The organism is uncultured Microbulbifer sp. (assembly GCF_947489355.1).
Lineage (GTDB): Bacteria > Pseudomonadota > Gammaproteobacteria > Pseudomonadales > Cellvibrionaceae > Microbulbifer.
Window position 1 is genome coordinate 57,935 of the sequence record NZ_CANLDD010000008.1, and the last position, 16,774, is coordinate 74,708.

Annotated in this window: 12 protein-coding genes; 7 read left to right on the plus strand and 5 right to left on the minus strand. The window is 57.8% G+C overall.

What is annotated here, in order from left to right; all coding sequences use genetic code 11:
• Positions 1 to 91 precede the first annotated feature (91 nt).
• Positions 92 to 2,260 carry a TonB-dependent hemoglobin/transferrin/lactoferrin family receptor gene (locus tag Q1A48_RS05765; RefSeq protein WP_299942349.1) on the minus strand — a complete coding sequence of 723 codons (2,169 nt, stop codon included), beginning with the start codon at positions 2,258 to 2,260 and terminating at the stop codon, positions 92 to 94.
• 402 nt (positions 2,261 to 2,662) lie between these two features.
• On the opposite strand from Q1A48_RS05765, the gene Q1A48_RS05770 reads away from it, so the two are divergent.
• The 5 genes from Q1A48_RS05770 (at position 2,663) to Q1A48_RS05790 (ending at position 9,566) form a co-directional block, all read left to right on the plus strand.
• Positions 2,663 to 3,190 carry a MotA/TolQ/ExbB proton channel family protein gene (locus tag Q1A48_RS05770; RefSeq protein ID WP_299942351.1) on the plus strand — a complete coding sequence of 176 codons (528 nt, stop codon included), beginning with the start codon at positions 2,663 to 2,665 and terminating at the stop codon, positions 3,188 to 3,190.
• On the plus strand, positions 3,190 to 3,537 hold the full coding sequence (locus Q1A48_RS05775) for a DUF2149 domain-containing protein (protein WP_299942353.1): 348 nt from the start codon (positions 3,190 to 3,192) through the stop codon (positions 3,535 to 3,537). The genes Q1A48_RS05770 and Q1A48_RS05775 overlap by 1 nt, the downstream gene beginning before the upstream one ends.
• 2 nt (positions 3,538 to 3,539) lie before the next feature.
• Complete coding sequence (gene cobN, locus Q1A48_RS05780; protein WP_299942355.1) at positions 3,540 to 7,493, plus strand: cobaltochelatase subunit CobN; 3,954 nt, start codon at positions 3,540 to 3,542, stop codon at positions 7,491 to 7,493.
• Between the two features lie 382 nt (positions 7,494 to 7,875).
• Positions 7,876 to 8,559, plus strand: a complete 684-nt coding sequence (locus Q1A48_RS05785) for a hypothetical protein (RefSeq protein WP_299942357.1) — start codon at positions 7,876 to 7,878, stop codon at positions 8,557 to 8,559.
• A gap of 236 nt (positions 8,560 to 8,795) precedes the next feature.
• Complete coding sequence (locus Q1A48_RS05790; RefSeq protein WP_299942359.1) at positions 8,796 to 9,566, plus strand: zinc-dependent metalloprotease family protein; 771 nt, start codon at positions 8,796 to 8,798, stop codon at positions 9,564 to 9,566.
• A 166-nt stretch (positions 9,567 to 9,732) separates the two neighbouring features.
• Here the strand turns inward: Q1A48_RS05790 and Q1A48_RS05795 are convergent, their stop codons facing one another.
• Positions 9,733 to 10,107: a DUF4870 domain-containing protein gene (locus Q1A48_RS05795; RefSeq protein ID WP_299942361.1), complete on the minus strand. Its 375-nt coding sequence runs from the start codon at positions 10,105 to 10,107 to the stop codon at positions 9,733 to 9,735.
• 160 nt (positions 10,108 to 10,267) lie between these two features.
• Entirely contained in the window at positions 10,268 to 10,759 is a 492-nt protein-coding gene (locus Q1A48_RS05800; protein WP_299942363.1) for an Lrp/AsnC family transcriptional regulator, read from the minus strand.
• 564 nt (positions 10,760 to 11,323) lie between these two features.
• Here Q1A48_RS05800 and Q1A48_RS05805 point away from each other — a divergent pair.
• A complete protein-coding gene (locus Q1A48_RS05805) occupies positions 11,324 to 14,836 on the plus strand; it encodes an indolepyruvate ferredoxin oxidoreductase family protein (RefSeq protein ID WP_299942366.1) in 3,513 nt (1,170 codons plus the stop codon).
• A gap of 19 nt (positions 14,837 to 14,855) precedes the next feature.
• Here the strand turns inward: Q1A48_RS05805 and Q1A48_RS05810 are convergent, their stop codons facing one another.
• Both Q1A48_RS05810 and Q1A48_RS05815 read right to left on the minus strand, forming a co-directional pair.
• On the minus strand, positions 14,856 to 15,530 hold the full coding sequence (locus Q1A48_RS05810; RefSeq protein ID WP_299942368.1) for a ChrR family anti-sigma-E factor: 675 nt from the start codon (positions 15,528 to 15,530) through the stop codon (positions 14,856 to 14,858).
• Between the two features lie 7 nt (positions 15,531 to 15,537).
• The gene (locus tag Q1A48_RS05815) at positions 15,538 to 16,155 is read right to left on the minus strand and encodes a sigma-70 family RNA polymerase sigma factor (protein ID WP_299942369.1); all 618 of its coding nucleotides are present in this window, start codon (positions 16,153 to 16,155) and stop codon (positions 15,538 to 15,540) included.
• A 184-nt stretch (positions 16,156 to 16,339) separates the two neighbouring features.
• Between Q1A48_RS05815 and Q1A48_RS05820 the strand changes: the two genes are divergently transcribed.
• Complete coding sequence (locus Q1A48_RS05820) at positions 16,340 to 16,771, plus strand: nuclear transport factor 2 family protein (RefSeq protein ID WP_299942370.1); 432 nt, start codon at positions 16,340 to 16,342, stop codon at positions 16,769 to 16,771.
• Positions 16,772 to 16,774: the final 3 nt, after the last annotated feature.

Consider the following 16,774-nt stretch of genomic DNA (forward strand, 5'->3'; position numbering starts at 1 on the left):
CTCACAATAGGGCTTTGGGGGCTTTTTTCCCGCATAAAAAAGACCGCACGGGGGCGGCCAAAAGAGACTGGGTGAAGCGTGGGAGGGGAAATTAAAACGCGTACCGGAGCGATGCGGAAAAGGTGCGCCCCGGCGCGGCGTTGACCGAGAGATCGCGGACCGCGTCGCGACCCGCAACGTTCAGGTAGGGCACATAGTATTTGTCGAACAGGTTGTTGACCGCCAGATTCACGGACAGCTGATCCAACAGCTGGTATCCCAGTACCCAGTCCACTGTGCCGAAGCCGGCGGTTTCCGTCTCGTTGTCATTCACCAGGTGCATGCGGTTTGCCCAGCGCAGCAGCAACTGGCTGGTGAGACTCGCGCTGCTGTAGCTGGCCCCGACTACCCCGGAGAGCGGGCTGATGCTGGTGAGGTAGTCGCCGGTGGCGTCATCCTTACCGTGCTGGTAGCTGGCATTGGCAAACAATTCAAAGGCCGGGGACAGAGGCCAGCTTGCAGCGAGTTCCACTCCCTTGATGGTGACGGACTCGATATTCTGGTACTGGTACTGCTCCAGGTCGTGGGAGAAATTGCCTGCGTCGTCGAATATCCGCGCACTGTTGACCAGGGCGGCCTGCAGGAAATCGTCGTATTTTGTATAGTAAAAGGCGCTGCTGAAGGCCAGGGGACCCAAGTGCCCGCGCAGGCCCAGTTCGAAGGTGTCGCTGGTTTCCGGTGCCAGGTCATCGGCGGGCAGTATCTGGTAAATGTAGTCCGAGAACTGCTGCTCGTGTTCGATATAGGCCAGATCGTAGGCCGGTACCCTGAAGCCCTGGCCGTACTGGGCAAAGGCGGACAGGTGCGTATTGATTCTGTACAGGGCACCCAGGTTGAGGGAGAGATTGCTCTCCTCAATGGTGGTGTAGGGGGTGCCGTCCGATTTCAGGGCACCCTCGGGATCCATTTCGTACCAGTCGTACCGGAGTCCCGGTGTTACCGTGAGCCGGCCGGCGGCCAGGGTTATCTCGTCGTTCAGGAACAGGCCGGCACGGCTTACCGTGTTTTGCGGGAATTTATCCGTGCTCAGATCCCGCGTGGTAGTCGCTTCCACTTCCCGGTACTGGTGAACCGTGCGGCGGCTCTCGGTGCGCTCCAGGTCCAGGCCGTAGCCCAGGGTATGGGTGTCGTTGAGGGCTTTGCTGGCATTGGACAGCAGGCCGAGAGTGTCCTGGCGGTAGAGACCGGTTTCCCACATGTCGCGGATTTCGAATACGCCGAATCGGGGCGCATTGATATCCAGGCGTGCGTACTGTTCGTCTTCCTGTTCAGACGCGTTGCGGTACAGGCTGATGTTCAACTGGTCGTAGATGGCACTGGGGGTTTCGCTGTGGTAGCGCAGCTGATACGCGCGGTTTTCCTTGCTGGAAACCGTCTGTTCTTCCACGATGTTGTAGCCGAAACTGGCTAAGTGACGGAAGTTGCTCAGGAGGCCATTGGCGCGCCCACCCTCGGTTTCCTGTTTCCAGTGCTCGATGCTGAAGCCGATAAAATCCTCGCCACCCAGATTGTACCTGGCCTTGTACAGCAGACTGTCGGATTCAATCTGGAAGGGCGTCCGGGTCTCGTTGTAATTTTGCTGTTCCTCGCCATCGCGGTAGGCCATCTGCAGCAGTTGCTCAAAATTGCCCGCGCGGTGGGCCAGGGTGGGGGAGAGATGTGCCTGGCGGGTAATGCCGGTGTAGCCCGTTTTAAGGGCCCCGCCGAACTGCGCCCCACCCTCCAGGTAGTCGCTGGCGTCCTTGGTCACAAAGACCACAATGCCCGCCAGGGCATCGGAGCCGTACAGGGAGGACGCGGCGCCCTTGGCCACTTCCACCTGTTTCAGGGTGTCCACCTCGATAAAGCCGCGCCCCACAATATCGTTCAGGCCATTTGCGCCGTAGCCCTCATTGACCCGCATGCCGTCTTTGATGATCAGCACGCGGTCTCCGCCCATACCGCGCACCAGGATATTCTGCGCACCGCCCACCATGCCGGTGACATCGACGCCCGGCTCGTATTGGAACAGCTGGTTCATATCGTTGAGTTGCAGCTGTTCGATTTCATCACTGGTGACCACGGAAATACTGCCGGTAACGTCTTTCAGCGGCTTTTCCGCGCGGCCGCTGACAACAACCAGCTCCAGGTCATCGGCGGAGGAGGCGGGTACAGTCTCTGCGTAGAGATGGGAGGAGGAAGCCAAGCCCAGTAAGGCCGCTGCGAGTGGGCGAAGTTTCATGGTGTTGTCCTTGCGTTGTTTTTGCGCATGCCAGCAGGCCTGGGTGGTGCGCCGGTACTGTGTCCACCGTATTGGCCCGGTGTCGGCCTGACCACCAACAGCCCTTCTGTGACCTGTTGGGTGGTCGCCCCCGAAAACTGGCGCAACTGCGAGGAATTGCGGGCGTTTCGGGGCCCGTGCCAGCCTGTGACCGGCAGCGGCAGCTCCCTGTGCCGCAGCAAACCGACAACCGGATTGGTTGCCGGCTTGACCGGAAGCGGATTATAGGGATTGGATGAATAATGTAAAGCTAAATGATAATCAATTTTAATTAGATTAAATTTGACGCTATCGGATTGTTCAGGTACTTTTCGCGGCCTTTGGTACAGAACGAAAACAGCCGGGCCGGGGAGGCTTGCCGTGATGATTGCAACGATTGAAAACCTGATGGCGAATGTGGCCGATGTGCTGATGACCCCGGTGCTGCTCATAATCCTGGTCTTGTTTGCCTATGCGCTCTACGCCGTGGGGCGCTTTGTTGCCCTGTGGGCACTGCGCCGCCGCAACGCCGTGACCTATCGACTGGCGCTGAAGCAGGGGCGGGCGGAGTGGCTGCCGGGGTACCAGGTGCACAACTACTTTGTGCGTCACCCCGCGGCCTGTGAAGACGAACTGGAAGTATTCGCGCTGAAAAAACTGGAAACGCTGCGCATGGCCACCCGCCTCGCCCCCATGCTGGGATTGATTGCCACCATGATCCCCATGGGACCGGCGCTGCGCGCCCTGGCCGATGGCAATATTCAGGGCATCAGCGATAACCTGATCATTGCCTTTGCCGCAGTGATCTGGGGCCTGGTGATTGCCACACTCACCTTCTGGCCCGCCTCGGTGAAGAAGCGCTGGTTTGCCGCCGAGCTAATCAATATCCGCAAGTTGAAGGAGCCCGCCTGATGCGCTTTCTGGATGAAGATGAAGAACTCAATCCGATTCTGAGCGCGGTCAACCTGATTGATGTCTTCCTGGTGATCATCGCTGCACTCCTGATCGCCATCGCGCAAAACCCTTTAAATGTCTTTTCCAATGAAAAAGTCACGGTAATCAAGAATGCCGGCGAGCCCAATATGGAAGTCATCGTAAAAGATGGTGAGGAAATCAGGCAGTACAAGTCCAACGGAGAGATCGGCTCGGGCGAGGGGACCCGTGCGGGGGTTGCCTACCAGATGGCCGATGGCAGCCTGGTGTATGTACCGGAAGGAAAAGAAGTGTCCTCAAAAAACAACGCTGGCGGGGGTAAATAGCCATGCAAAAAAAATATTGCTTGCGCTTGACGGGTATTGTTCTGCTGGCTCTTTATACAATGGTGGTACAGGCCGGTGATAGGCCCAAAGTATTACTGATGATGTCCAGCCACACTGCCAAGGCCAAGGGAGACTTGCTTTCTGACTTGGCTGCAGAGCAGCCGTTTACCCTGGAAATTTTTAACAGCAAGGGGAAGAGTGAAAAACAAATGGCGCAGGCCTGGGCCTCCTCAAGCCTGGTGATGCTCGATGGTATCAATCCGGCGTTGTCCCGGTTTATGTTTGGAGAATTCCAGCCATTGCTGGCGCAATATCCCAAAGTGCCGGTGATTTCCCTGGGGGATGCCGATAACGAATCCATGAATCAGGGGCTGTCTTCCAGGCAGCACAAGGCCATCGCTGCCTACTTCAACAATGCCGGGCGCCAAAACTACCGGCAATTGATGCAGTTTCTCTCCACCGAAGTCTTTGACCTCTCTGCGCTTTCCGTAGTTGAGCCTATTATTGTGCCCAAGGTGGGTTTTTATCATCCAAGCCTGCCGCAACTGGTCACCGATAGTGAAGAGGATTTCTTTAAGTGGCTACAGGCATCCGGTCAGCAACCGGTCATTGCCTTGGCTATTCACCGTTCGGTGGTGGATTACGAGCAGCAGCAGGTAGTTGATGCCATCCTGGATGGTCTGGAAGAAAAAGGGGCGAAAGCCTTTGCGTTTTTCTTCGAGGGTGAGGACTTGCCACTTTCCTACCCCGATCTATTGCAGGATGGGGCAGGGCAAACTCGTATCGATCTGATGATCAATTACCGCGCCCTGCACTATGTGAGTAAGCGCCGCACCGAGTTCGAGAAACTGGGGGTGCCGGTTATACATGCGCTGAACTATACAGAGGGTAGTGAAGCGGATTACTTTGCCGATAACAGCGGGGTGTCCCCATCATTAACGCCTTTTTTCCTGGTGATGCCTGAAGATACCGGCAGTATCGACCCGGTAATCATCGCCGCCAGTGAAGGTGGCAACAAAGTGGTGATGGCAGATCAGCTGGATGCGCTGGTGGAGCGCGCCTGGCGTCATGCCTCGTTGGGTTACAAACCGAATACCCAGAAAAAAGTCGCTACCTTTATTTGGAACTACCCCCCGGGGGAAAAGAATATTGGTGCGGCCTTTCTCGATGTACCTTCCTCTATTGAATCAATTGCCAAGGCCATGGCGGAACGTGGCTATCAGGTGGAGCAGCGGGATGCCAATACCCTGATCGACTGGGCCGGCCAATTGCTGCGCCCCTATTATCGACGCGAAGATAGTGCCGCACTGATTGATCAAGGTCTGGCGGACTGGATGCCGCTTTCTACCTATGTCGACTGGTTCGATACCCTGCCGGCCACAGTGCGCGACCCCATTGTGGCGCGCTGGGGCAAACCGGAAGACAATGCCATGCTGGCAGATCATATGGGTGAGCGGGCGTTTGTGATCCCACGTATGACGCTGGGCAACCTGATAGTACTACCCCAGGGTGTGCGTGCGGATAATGCCAAGGAGCATTCATCGCTCTATCACGATATGAAAACCCCGGTGAACCACGCTTACCTGGCGGTTTATCTCTATGCCCGCGAGACTTTCGGAGCCGATGCCTATATTCACCTGGGCACCCACGGTTCCCAGGAGTGGCTCACCGGCAAGGAGCGCGGCCTGTCGGTGTACGATGCGCCCAACCTGGCTCTGGGCAATATTCCGGTGTTCTACCCCTATATTATCGACAATGTGGGCGAGGCCATGCAGGCCAAGCGCCGCGGCCGCGCCACCATGATCAGCCATCTGACACCGGGCTTTGCCAAAGCGGGCCTCTATGCAGAAGTGGCAGAGCTTTCCGAGTTGATTGGCAACTACCTGATTTTGGAGGAGGGGCAGACCCGGCTGAATACCCGGGAGCGCATTGTCGCCCAGGCAGACAAGCTGAATATGCTCAAGGATCTCGAAATCAGTACTGAAACTTTGCAGGCGGATTTCGATGGCCAGCTCAGCCGTCTGCAGGACCACCTGGGCCAGTTGGCAGAAATGAGCCAGCCACTGGGTATCCACCGCTTCGGCCAGCTGCCCAAGTCCGAGCATCTCACCAGCACCATGTTACAAATGCTGGGCGAGCATTTCATTTCGGTTGCCGGGCAATACGAAGCGGAGCAGAAGTTGAGCCTACCGCAGGAGCAGGTACGCGATAAGCGCAATGTCGTTGCCCTGGAAGCCCAGCCGGGTTACCAGCTACTGGATGCCTACCTGGCCGGGCGCAAGCTACCTGGCTTGTCCGAAGAGCTGCAAAACCATCTGCAGCAAGGCCGGGCGTATGCGGATAACTTTGCCAATATCGCCGAGCTGCAAAACCTGATGTCTGCGCTCGACGGCAATTATATTCCGGTGAGCCATGGGGGTGACCCCATTCGCAATCCACAGGCTGTGCCCACAGGGCGCAACCTGATCGGATTCAACCCGGCCAAGGTACCCTCCAGGGAAGCTTACGAAGCCGGTGTGCAGCTCATGGAACAAACCATCGCCCTATATCGTGAGAAGCACGACCGATTCCCGGATAAGTTGGCCTTTTCCCTCTGGTCATTGGAAACCATGCGTCACCAGGGGGCACTGGAAGCGCAGATACTGCATGCGTTGGGCCTCAAACCCAAGTGGAACCAGCAGGGCAATGTAACCGGCACCGAAGTGATTCCCTACTCGGAACTTAAGCGTCCCCGGATCGATGTCGTGATCTCCGCGACCGGTCTCTACCGTGATGCTTTCCCCAACGTGATGTTGTGGCTGGCAGAAGCCATCGACAAGGTGGCGCAGATGAAGGAAGAAAATAACTTTGTCTATCGCCACAGCCAGGCCCTGCAGCAACAGTTACTGCAAGAAGGTAGTTCCGAGGACGACGCTCGCTATCTTTCCTCGGTGCGACTCTTCTCCAACGAGAGCGGCAATTACGGTACCGGCCTGAATGGCGCCAGCCTGGCTTCCGATAGCTGGGAGACGGACGACAAGCTGGCAGACCTGTATCTGCGCCGCATGGGTTTTGCCTACGGCAAGGATGAGTCCCGTTGGAGTGAGGACCCGCGCAATGTTGCGCTGTATGGCAAGGTATTGTCCGGCACCGATGGGGTAATTTTCTCGCGCTCCACCAACCTTTACGCCATGATGACCAACGACGATCCCTTCCAGTACTTTGGTGGCATGGGGCTTGCGGTACGTAACCTGGATGGCAAAACCCCGGAGATGTATGTCTCCAACCTGCGCCGCAGGGACAATGTTAAAACCCAGACGTTGGGGGAATTCGTTAACCAGGAAATGCGCAGTCGTTACTTCCATCCCCGTTGGATTGAGGCCATGCAGGCGTCCGGCTACGCTGGTGCCACGGCCATTCTCGATCGCGTGAATAATATGTGGGGCTGGGAGGTGATGACCCCGGAAACCATCCGCGATGACCAGTGGCAGGAGATATTTGAAGTCTATGTGGATGACAAATACCAGATGGAGATGCGCGCGTTTTTTGAGACACACAATGCCGAGGCCCTGGCGCAGATGCTGGAGCGGATGCTGGAGGCGGTGCGCAAGGGCTATTGGCCCGCGGATGCGCAAACCGTATCAAAGATGGTGGAAACCTATACGGAGCTTGCGAACCGGCATGATGTTGCGACGGACAATGAAAAATTCACGGACTATGTCAATACGCAGGCACTTGGCTTTGGCCTGGCCCCACTGGTGAACGGGCAAATATCCGATCCTGTTTCCGCTAGTACGGCTGCAACTTCAGAGGTCAGCGGCCAGAAACTGGAACAGGTTGAAAAGTCCAGTCCGCACAACAGCACCCATAGGCTGTTGTGGCTACTGCTTTTGGGCATAATACTCATCGGTTTTGCCAGCGGTTTTTTTGAATCCCTTCTGCACTCCCGCTATCCCCGCGCAGCCCCGGCGTTGTGAGTGTCTTGCCCGATTTCCCATCCTACCCACGGGAGGGGTAAACAGCATAGAAAGGAGCCGCCGGCAGTGCGCGGGCGGTTTTCCTGAAGGCTATTGTACTCCTCCCTCCTTTGTGCCACAGCACACAAAACCGGAGAGAAATACTCCGGGATTGCCGTTTTATGAAGTTTCTGTGAAACATTCCCTAAATTTTTTTTGCGTGAAATTTACCCTTAAGCGTCTCAATTACTAAGAGGGTGGGAGGGGTATTCTTTCCTTTCGACCTGGTGGTAGGTGCTTGCTGTTGTGACGGATTCAGTCTTGACACAGCGCTGTTTTTGGTTAAGGGCCAGTGGCTGGTTCTCTTAGCCGTATTTTGCGTTATTTTTATGAGAAAAAGATTGTGAGAAAAATAATTCCTCTCGTAGCCCTCCTTCTGGCCGGGGGTTACTTCTTCTGGGCGAAAGGTCAATCCGATACCCACAAGTCCACTGCGGAGCATCGCGCATCCAAGCCCCCTATGAGCATGATACCGCCAGAAAAAGAATCTGCGGAAAAAACAGCAGTAATGACCGTTGCTGACGAACCTGTAGAAAGTGTCGAAGATGTCGAAAAGCGTTTATGGACAGAGTCGGAACTGGCAGAACAGGTGCTGCAGGAAACCGGCCGCTTGCCGGTTGACCTGAATGGGGAAACCTATCTGGAAATTGACGTGGCAATTTTAAGGAACCTGGCGATCGGGGATTACCTGGATATCACTTTGCCGGGTGTGGAAGGCAGTTATGATGCCCAGGTGGGTGGTATTGAGGAGCATGCCAGCGGCAATAAAAGCCTGCAAATGAATTTTCCCGGCTTGACCCGCCTGCACGGGGCTACCTTTACCCTCGGGAAGGATACCGTGTACGCACAACTGAATTTACCTTCGGGTTCGTACACGCTGGAAGCCCAGGACGGCTATGCGTGGATCGCCCCCAACGGCGCCCTGATTCAAAATCATGTGGAGAAACATGATCAGGATCTGTCATCCGAAGCGCCCCGGGAAAAGTCATTTGATGAGCAGGACTTACCCCTGAATGATTTTGACTAGGACAAGAATTGGTTCGGGGTGAGTGGCTCCGGATTGATCATGGGCAAGGGAGGGGCCGATGTAAATCCTGCGAATACCGGAAGTTTCTCTTCACAGGCGATTAATTGGCATGGACGCTTTTTTAATCGAGTTAGGGTATGAAAAAGTGTATCGCACACATACTGCCCGGCAACCAACAGCGCCCTGTTAGTTGCCGGGATTTGGGTATGCACAAGTAATAATAATAGGAGTTTATAATGCATTTGAAAAAAAGCCTGGCAGCGGTCATTGCGGCATTGACCGTATCCGGCGCCGCAACGGCGGAAACGGTTGATATTGCCATTATGTACACCGCGCCAGCGGCGCAGCATACCGGTGACATCTCTGCCAAAATCGATAGCTACATCAGCTACGCCAATAATTCATTTCGCAGAAACGGTGTGGATATTCAGCTTCGCCTGGTTGATAGCTGGCGTGCCACCAGTTCGGACCTGCGGGTGAATGAAGATACCCTGGACTTGATTACCTTCCACAGAACCGTCACTAACTGGCGCGCATCGGAAAACGCCGATATGGTGGTTATGCTGGGCAAGGCGGAGGAGCAGGTCATTGATGGCAGTACCTATATTACCTGTGGTATCGCCTGGGTTGGTCAGGGCGCGAACGGCAGAATGTATGCCAGTGCCCGCGATCGCGCCTACAGCGTTACCGGTGTCGACTGCGGTTACAACACCTTCGTGCACGAGCTTGGTCACAATATGGGGCTGACACATTCCACCAAACAGGGGGATCGCACCGGCGGGGTTTACTCCTTTGGTCTGGGACACGGCGTTGACAACCGGTTTTCCACCATCATGGCGTATCCCTGGCGGTACGGTGCCAATGTCACCCAGTATGACTGGTTCTCCGATCCGGACTGGAACGAGTGCGGCGGCCTACCATGTGGCGAGCGCAGAAATGGTGTGGACATTTCCAACGCCTATCGGGCCCTTGGGCCGATCGTGGATGACATCGCATCCTACTATTAAAGGTGGCGGGCTGGGCCCGCTGGGAAGTAAGCGGAAAAATAGGGCTGCAGGCCCTATTGGCGAGCACCACTATTGATCCGGTTACCCAATAGGTTGTGGGATCAATGCGGCACAGGGAGGTGGCGCCACCGGCCGGGGAGTGCCCTTGAAAACCGGCTCGGATTGTTCAAGGCACCCGGTTTCCCGATTGAAAAAAGTCAATACTGAGGGGATAGCGCCAAAATATTCCGTCGTTGGCCCTGATCGCGCCGATAAGGATAAACACAATATTGAGCAGAGCGAGTAGCAGCAGTCCCAACAGACCTATGCCGATCAGTATTAAAAGGGTGCAGGCAATAGAGTAGAGAAGCAGGCTCAGCATCCAGTTGAAAATCATTTTTCCGTGCCTGTCGACTTCTGCACAGTGATCCTTGGTGGTCGCCCACAGAATGATAGGCAGTACAAATCCTGCGCCGGGAATGATGATCCAGGCCAATTGGCTCAGATGCAGCAGCATTAAAAAGGTGTTTCTTTTTAAGCCCCAGGGTTTGTATGTTTCCATTGCAGGTCACTCCCGATTATTTTTGTTGGCAAAAGGGTTTCCCTGGGCCCGCTGCCCGGTTGTTGTATACCCCGCTGGATGTTCGCCTTTGGAATCGTTGCACAACTGTGTGGCCTTGTCCGGTTGTCGGATCAAAATACAAAGCCCACTTGCCTCTTTGTCACTCCTCCCGTTTCTCCAGCAACTGATCCAGCGGCAGCTCGGTATGGTAGCGCACCTGTTTTAGGGAGAAGCTGCTCTTGATATGGTCGATGCCCGGTAACTCGGTGAGTTTTTTATCGAGAAACGCCTGGTAGGCCTGCAGGTTGGGTACCACAACACGCAGCAGGTAGTCGAAATCACCGGTCATCAGGTAACACTCCATGACTTCTGGCCATTGGCCGATCACGGACTCGAAATCCTGTAGTTCCTTTTTCACCTGGTGGTTCAGAGTGACCTGGATAAACACGCTCACCGGCAGGCCCACTTTCTCCGGTTCCAGCAGGGTGACTGCGCGTTTGATAAAACCCTGTTCGTGCAGGTTCTTTACCCGCCGTGAGCAAGGGGAGGGCGAGAGGCACACCTTCTCCGCCAGTTCAATATTCGCAATGGTGGCGTCCCCTTGCAGAATTTCCAGGATTTTTTTATCAATGGCATCGGGTAAATAGGCCATGGCTTTATTCCGTATGTCGAGGCTCTGAATCAACTCCGGCGCTTTCCGCGGCTTCAGTTTGATCAACCTGGCCGGTGCCAGCAGGCAATGTGCCGCTGGGCGGGCTTCGGCTGCAGCGCCGGATTATCCCCCCTGCGGGGGTATTGCTGTTAAAGGGGTCTCTGGTTGTGACCTGTTTGGGCTTTACCTGTATCTTCCCCGCGCTATTGCCAGGTTTCAAGGGTTCAGTGCCTATGCCACCAGCAGAAAGCCTGGGTCTGGTATTGCGCCCCGGCAGCGCGCTGCTGTCGGGGCTCTTAATTGTTATATCCCTCAAAACCCCGCGAACTAGGTGATTTGTTGCCACCAGCGGGCACCCTTTAGCGATTTGTGACCGCATTATGCCTTAGCTGGGTTTATTTTGGTATGACCTGCCCGGTCGGGCGATGTTAGTTTTAGCGGTTATTCACACGGGCTCGAGACGGTGTTGCAGGCGGTTTGGCAGGCGCCTGGGGAATTTTGGCGGCGCCCACCGGCCGTTGCCGGCGAGCGAGAAAAGCAAAAACGAATCAGTAGGTGGTATCCATGGCAATGGTTGAAGGCGATCAGGAACTGGGTTTTGATACGGCGTATTCCCTCAAAGCCGCATTCACCCGCGAATCCGGCCGGATCTTTTTGACGGGTATCGACGCGCTGGTACGTCTGCCCCTGATGCAAAAACGCTTGGATGAACAAGCCGGCCTCCATACCGCCGGTTTTATCTCCGGTTATCGCGGGTCGCCTCTGGGCGGCTATGACCAGGCGCTGTGGCGCCACAAAAAACTGCTCGCCGGGCAGGATATCCACTTTGAGCCCGGTATCAACGAAGACTTGGGGGCCACCAATATCTGGGGGACCCAGCTGCTCGATCACTATCGCCAGCAGGCCACCCGCGATGGGGTCTTTGCGATCTGGTATGGCAAGGGCCACGGGGTGGACCGCAGCGCAGATGTGTTCCGCCAGGCCAATATCCAGGGCACCTCGAAGCGCGGTGGGGTGCTGGCCCTGTGCGGTGATGACCACACCGCGGAATCCTCCATGTTTTCCCACAATACCGACCAGATTTTCGAGTCGGTGATGATGCCGCTGCTGTTTCCCGCCACTATTGAAGAGTACCTGAGCCTCGGCCTCGCCGGTATTGCCCTGTCGCGGTTTTCCGGTCTGTGGGTGGGCTTTAAGACGATTACCGAGACTGTTGAGGCGGGGGCCTCCCTGGTTGTGCCCGGGTTGCCGCAGTTTGTGCTGCCCACGGATTTCCCGCTTCCGGCCCACGGCCTCAATTACGATCCCACCCTCAACTGGCCGGCGCAGCGCCTGGAATACGAGCGGCGGCTGCTGGAAGAGCGCCTGCCGGCGGCGCAGGCGTTCGCCTATGCCAACCGCCTGGACAAGACCACCTGCGAAGCCCAGCGCAAGCGCTTTGGCATTGTGACAGTAGGCAAGGCCCACGGTGACTTGCTCGAGGCCCTGCAGTTGCTCAATCTGAATGAGGGCGACCTGCACGAGGCCGGCATCTCCATCTACAAGGTGGCCATGTCCTGGCCGCTGGAACCCAGGGGAATCGGCGCGTTTGCCGAGGGTATGGAACGGCTGCTGGTTGTGGAGGAGAAGCGCCCGCTGGTGGAGGACCAGTTGAAGACGCAGTTGTATGGCTGGGACGATACCCGCCGCCCCAAAGTGGTGGGCAAGAGAGACCTGAACGGGGAGGATCTGCTGCCGGCAGTCTGGGGCTTAGGGCCGGATCAGGTAGCCAAGGCGATCGCGCGCTGGCTCGCAGATACCGAACTGGCGGCAAAACTGATTCCGCTGGCGCAAAAGCTCGGCGGCAATGTGCCGCAACGGGCCTCGGGCCTGTTGGTGCGGGAGCCGATCTTCTGCGCCGGCTGCCCCCACAATACCTCCACCCGGCTGCCCGAAGGCAGCCTCGGCAGCGCCGGTATCGGCTGCCATATTATGGCGCTGGGCAAGGGCCTGCGCACCGATACCTACTCCCATATGGGTGGGGAGGGTGCGCAGTGGGTGGGGCTGCACCGCTTCACCCGCACCGTACATATTTTCCAGAATATGGGCGACGGCACCTACAACCACTCGGGCCTGCTGGCCATTCGACAGGCAGTGGCCAGCGGGGTGAATATCACCTATAAGATCCTGCTCAACGATGCCGTGGCCATGACCGGCGGCCAGCCCGCTGATGGCGAGGTGAGCGCGCCCAGCCTGTCGGCACAGTTGCTGGCCGAGGGGGTGGGCACAGTGGTACTGCTTAGCGAGCATCCCGAGCATTGGCACAAACATCGCAGCCAGCTCCCGGCCCAGGTGCAGATTTTGCCCCGCTCGGAATTGGACACGGTGCAGCGCCGCCTGCGCGAGACCCCCGGTGTGACGGCGATTATCTACGAACAGGTGTGTGCGGCGGAAAAGCGCCGCCGCCGCAGGAAACAGCAGTTGGCCGATCCGGCCCAAAGGCTATTGATCAACCAGCGGGTGTGCGAGGGCTGTGGGGACTGCAGTGTGCAGTCCAGTTGTATTGCGGTGGAGCCCCTGGAAACCCCCTATGGGCGCAAGCGCCAGATCAACCAGTCCAGTTGTAACAAGGACTTGCGCTGTGCCGAGGGTTTCTGCCCGAGCTTTGTCACTGTCGAGGGCGGCGCGCTGAAAAAACCACCGCTGGAAACCCTGGCGGAATCCCTGGATGCGGCCATTGCCACATTGCCCGCGGCGCCCACCGCCGCGCTGGAGCAGCCCCTGGGTATCCTGGTTGCCGGTATCGGTGGTAGCGGCGTGCTCACTGTGGCAGCGCTCCTGGGCATGGCGGCACACCTGGAAGACAAGGGCAGTACCACGCTCTATTTCACCGGCTTGTCGCAGAAAAACGGCGCTGTGGTGGCCCATGTAAAAGTGGGCGCGCGACCACAGGATATTACCACCGCGCGTATTCGCGACGGTGCTGCAGAGCTGTTGCTGGGCTGCGATATGGTGACCGCTGCCGGACAGCGCCCCAAGTTTGCCACGGGCAAAATGCGCGCACTGGTAAATACCGCCGAGGTGCCGGTGGCGGCCTTTGTGCGCGATAACGACCTGGCCTTCCCGGCGCAGGAAACCCGGCAGAGTATCGAGGCCCTGTGTGCCCAGTACTATGCCTTCGATGCCAACCAAACCGCGCAGGCCCTGTTCGGCGATACCCTCGCCAGCAACCTGATGATCATGGGTTTTGCCTGCCAGCAGGGTCTGCTGCCTATCGGCGAGGCGGCGCTGGAGCGCGCCATCCAACTGAACGGCGTTGCGGTGGAAAACAACCTGCGCGCCTTTCGCGCGGGGCGCCTGCTGGCGGTGGACCCGAAGCTGGTCGAGCAGCTGGCGGTGCCGGCGCAAGCGGTGAAAATGGCGGACCCCCAGGAGCCTGTGGAGCAACTGATTGCACGCCTGGCGAGAGAGCTGGGCGAATACCAAAACGCTGCCTACGCCCGCCAGTTTACCCAACCTATCGAGCGCCTGCGCAGGGCGGAGCAGGCCCTGCCGGGCACCGGCGCCACGCTCACGCGCACGGCCGCCAACAGTCTGTTCAAAGCCATGGCTTACAAGGACGAGTACGAAGTGGCGCGCCTGTACAGTGGCGAAGATTTCAAGCGCCAGTTGCGCGAGACCTTCAGCGGCGACTTCACTCTGAAATTTCATATGGCGCCGCCGCTGCTGGCGCGGCCCGATGCCAGCGGCCGCGTGCGTAAAATGCAGTTTGGCCCCTGGATGGGCAGGCTGATGCCGCTGCTGGCGCGGGGCAAGGTATTGCGCGGTACTTTCCTGGACGTGTTTGGCTACAGCGCCGAGCGCCGCGCCGAGCGCGCCTGGTCGCGCCAGGTGTCGCAGGCGGTGGTGGCGGTGGCGGCCCGGTTGCACCCCGACAATGTCGCCGCGGCGCGGGAACTGCTGGAAATTCCGCAGCAGGTGCGCGGTTATGGCCATGTGCGCGAACAGCACTTTGCCCGGGTGAAGGCACGCTGGGAGCACCTGTTCGACCGCTTCGCCGATGGCGGCAGCGGTCAGGGTTCGGCGCTGGCGTCCTGACCCGGCACGTTTTGGCCTGTTATCCGGGCCGGAAGGGGATCAGTGGGTTGAGCAGCCAGCCGCTGATCCCGGTGACGGCCACCGGCGCGCTCACCGCAGAGAAGCACACACACGCCTGATCCTGGGTGGCTATGGGCCTGTGCACCTGGCCCGGTTGGCGCAAAATAAAATCGCCCCGGTTGTAGACGCCAAAATGGTCGGAGAAACTGCCGTGCAGCACAACCGCGAGCTCGCTCCCACGGTGATCGTGTTCGACCATCTCGCCGCCGCTGCACAAGCGGTGGAAGGCCACCTCATAGTGTTTCTGCCCGGTCCTGAGCCGGCATATCTGCAGGGAGCGGGTGATTTTTTTCCAGCGCAGGGGGACGTTTTGGGCCAGCAGTCTGCCCAGAACCGGGGGGATATCGGCGAGGGTCGCATCGGGCGCGGGAGGCGGGGGCGTTTCGCGCCGGCCGGCGATTCTGCCGGGCACCTGGTCAATGCGCCCCATCACCTGTTCAAAGGCGCCAGCCTGCAACGGCTGCGTGGGACTTTGCTTGAGTATCGAACCGCCGAGGCTGTTTAGCGCATGGTATTGCCGGCGACACGCTGCGCACAGTTGCACATGGGCAGCGATAACCAGGCTCGGGCCTCGCGCCAGACTCCCCGAGGCATATTCCAGTAGCAGATTTTGATCCGGGTGATGACGAATCATAGCGTACCTACCTGCTCAATCTGCCCTGGAGTTTTTTCATTGCCAGGCGCACGCGGGACTTGACCGTGCCCAGGGGCAGTTTCAACTCTGCGGAAATCTCACTGTGGGATTTGCCCTCCATATAGGCTTTTTCCAGAATATGGCCCTGTTCCGCCGGCAGGGCTTTCAGGCCTTCGGCAATGTCCCGCTCGTTGCGTTTGTGCTGCAAAGAGAGCAGCGGCTGGCTCTCCAGGGTTTCATCCCAGATATCGGCCACATCGATAGCGTCGTCGCGGTTTCGGTGGCGCTGGCTGCGCCGCAGCATGTCGATGCGGCAGTTGCGCATGATGGTGTAGATCCAGGTGCCGGCGGAGGCTCTGCTGGCATCGAAGCGGGGGGCCTTGTGCCAGACTTTGAGCATCACCTCCTGCACCAGTTCATCGGCCGCTTCAGTATGCACTAGCGCAGCGGTGCGACTGTGGTGAAACCCTTTGATCAAGGGTGCAAAATGCCGGAATACACGCTCAAATGCCTGCCGGTCGCGCTTTGTGCCCACAAGCGTAAGGAGGTTACACCAGTCATCTTCGCGGTCCCGGGGGTTTCTCACGGCAATTTCAATGCGATTGTGTTTGTGCGTCTGCGCCATCTTAGTGGTCTTTGCGGTGTTGTCGACCCTTTCTACGCACCGCCGGGGCGAATGGATGCTGGCGGGGCAGTTTTTTGGTCAGGCAGCCAGGCAAACTGCCAGGTTGATTTCGAACAGTGATCCATACTCCCTGTGCTGTCGTATTTTATAAAGGTGTACAAGGCGGACTAAAACGGAAGCAGCCATGAGCAGGCAAGCGCTGATACAACAAGTACAGGAGTACTACACGGATTTTCTGGTCAGGGACCCGGCGGACCTGGCCGGGATCTATAGCAAGGAGGTGGTTTTTTGCGATCCATTGCGCCGTATTGAAGGCCTCCCGGCCCTGCAGGCGCACTTTGCACACATGAGCCGGGGTTTGACCCAGTGCCGCTTCCAGTTTGAGAAAGCCTCGATTGACCACGACAGCGCCTGTCTGCCCTGGCATATGCACTATGCCCACCAGTCCCTGCGAGGGGGCCGCCCGCTGCGCTTGCGTGGCTGCAGCCTGCTGCGCTGCTCCGATAAGGTGTTTTACCACGAGGATTTTTTTGATCTGGGCGCGATGGTCTATGAACAGGTGCCACTACTGGGCACACTGGTGCGCTTTTTCAAGGCGCGAATGGAGCGGAGTTGAGCG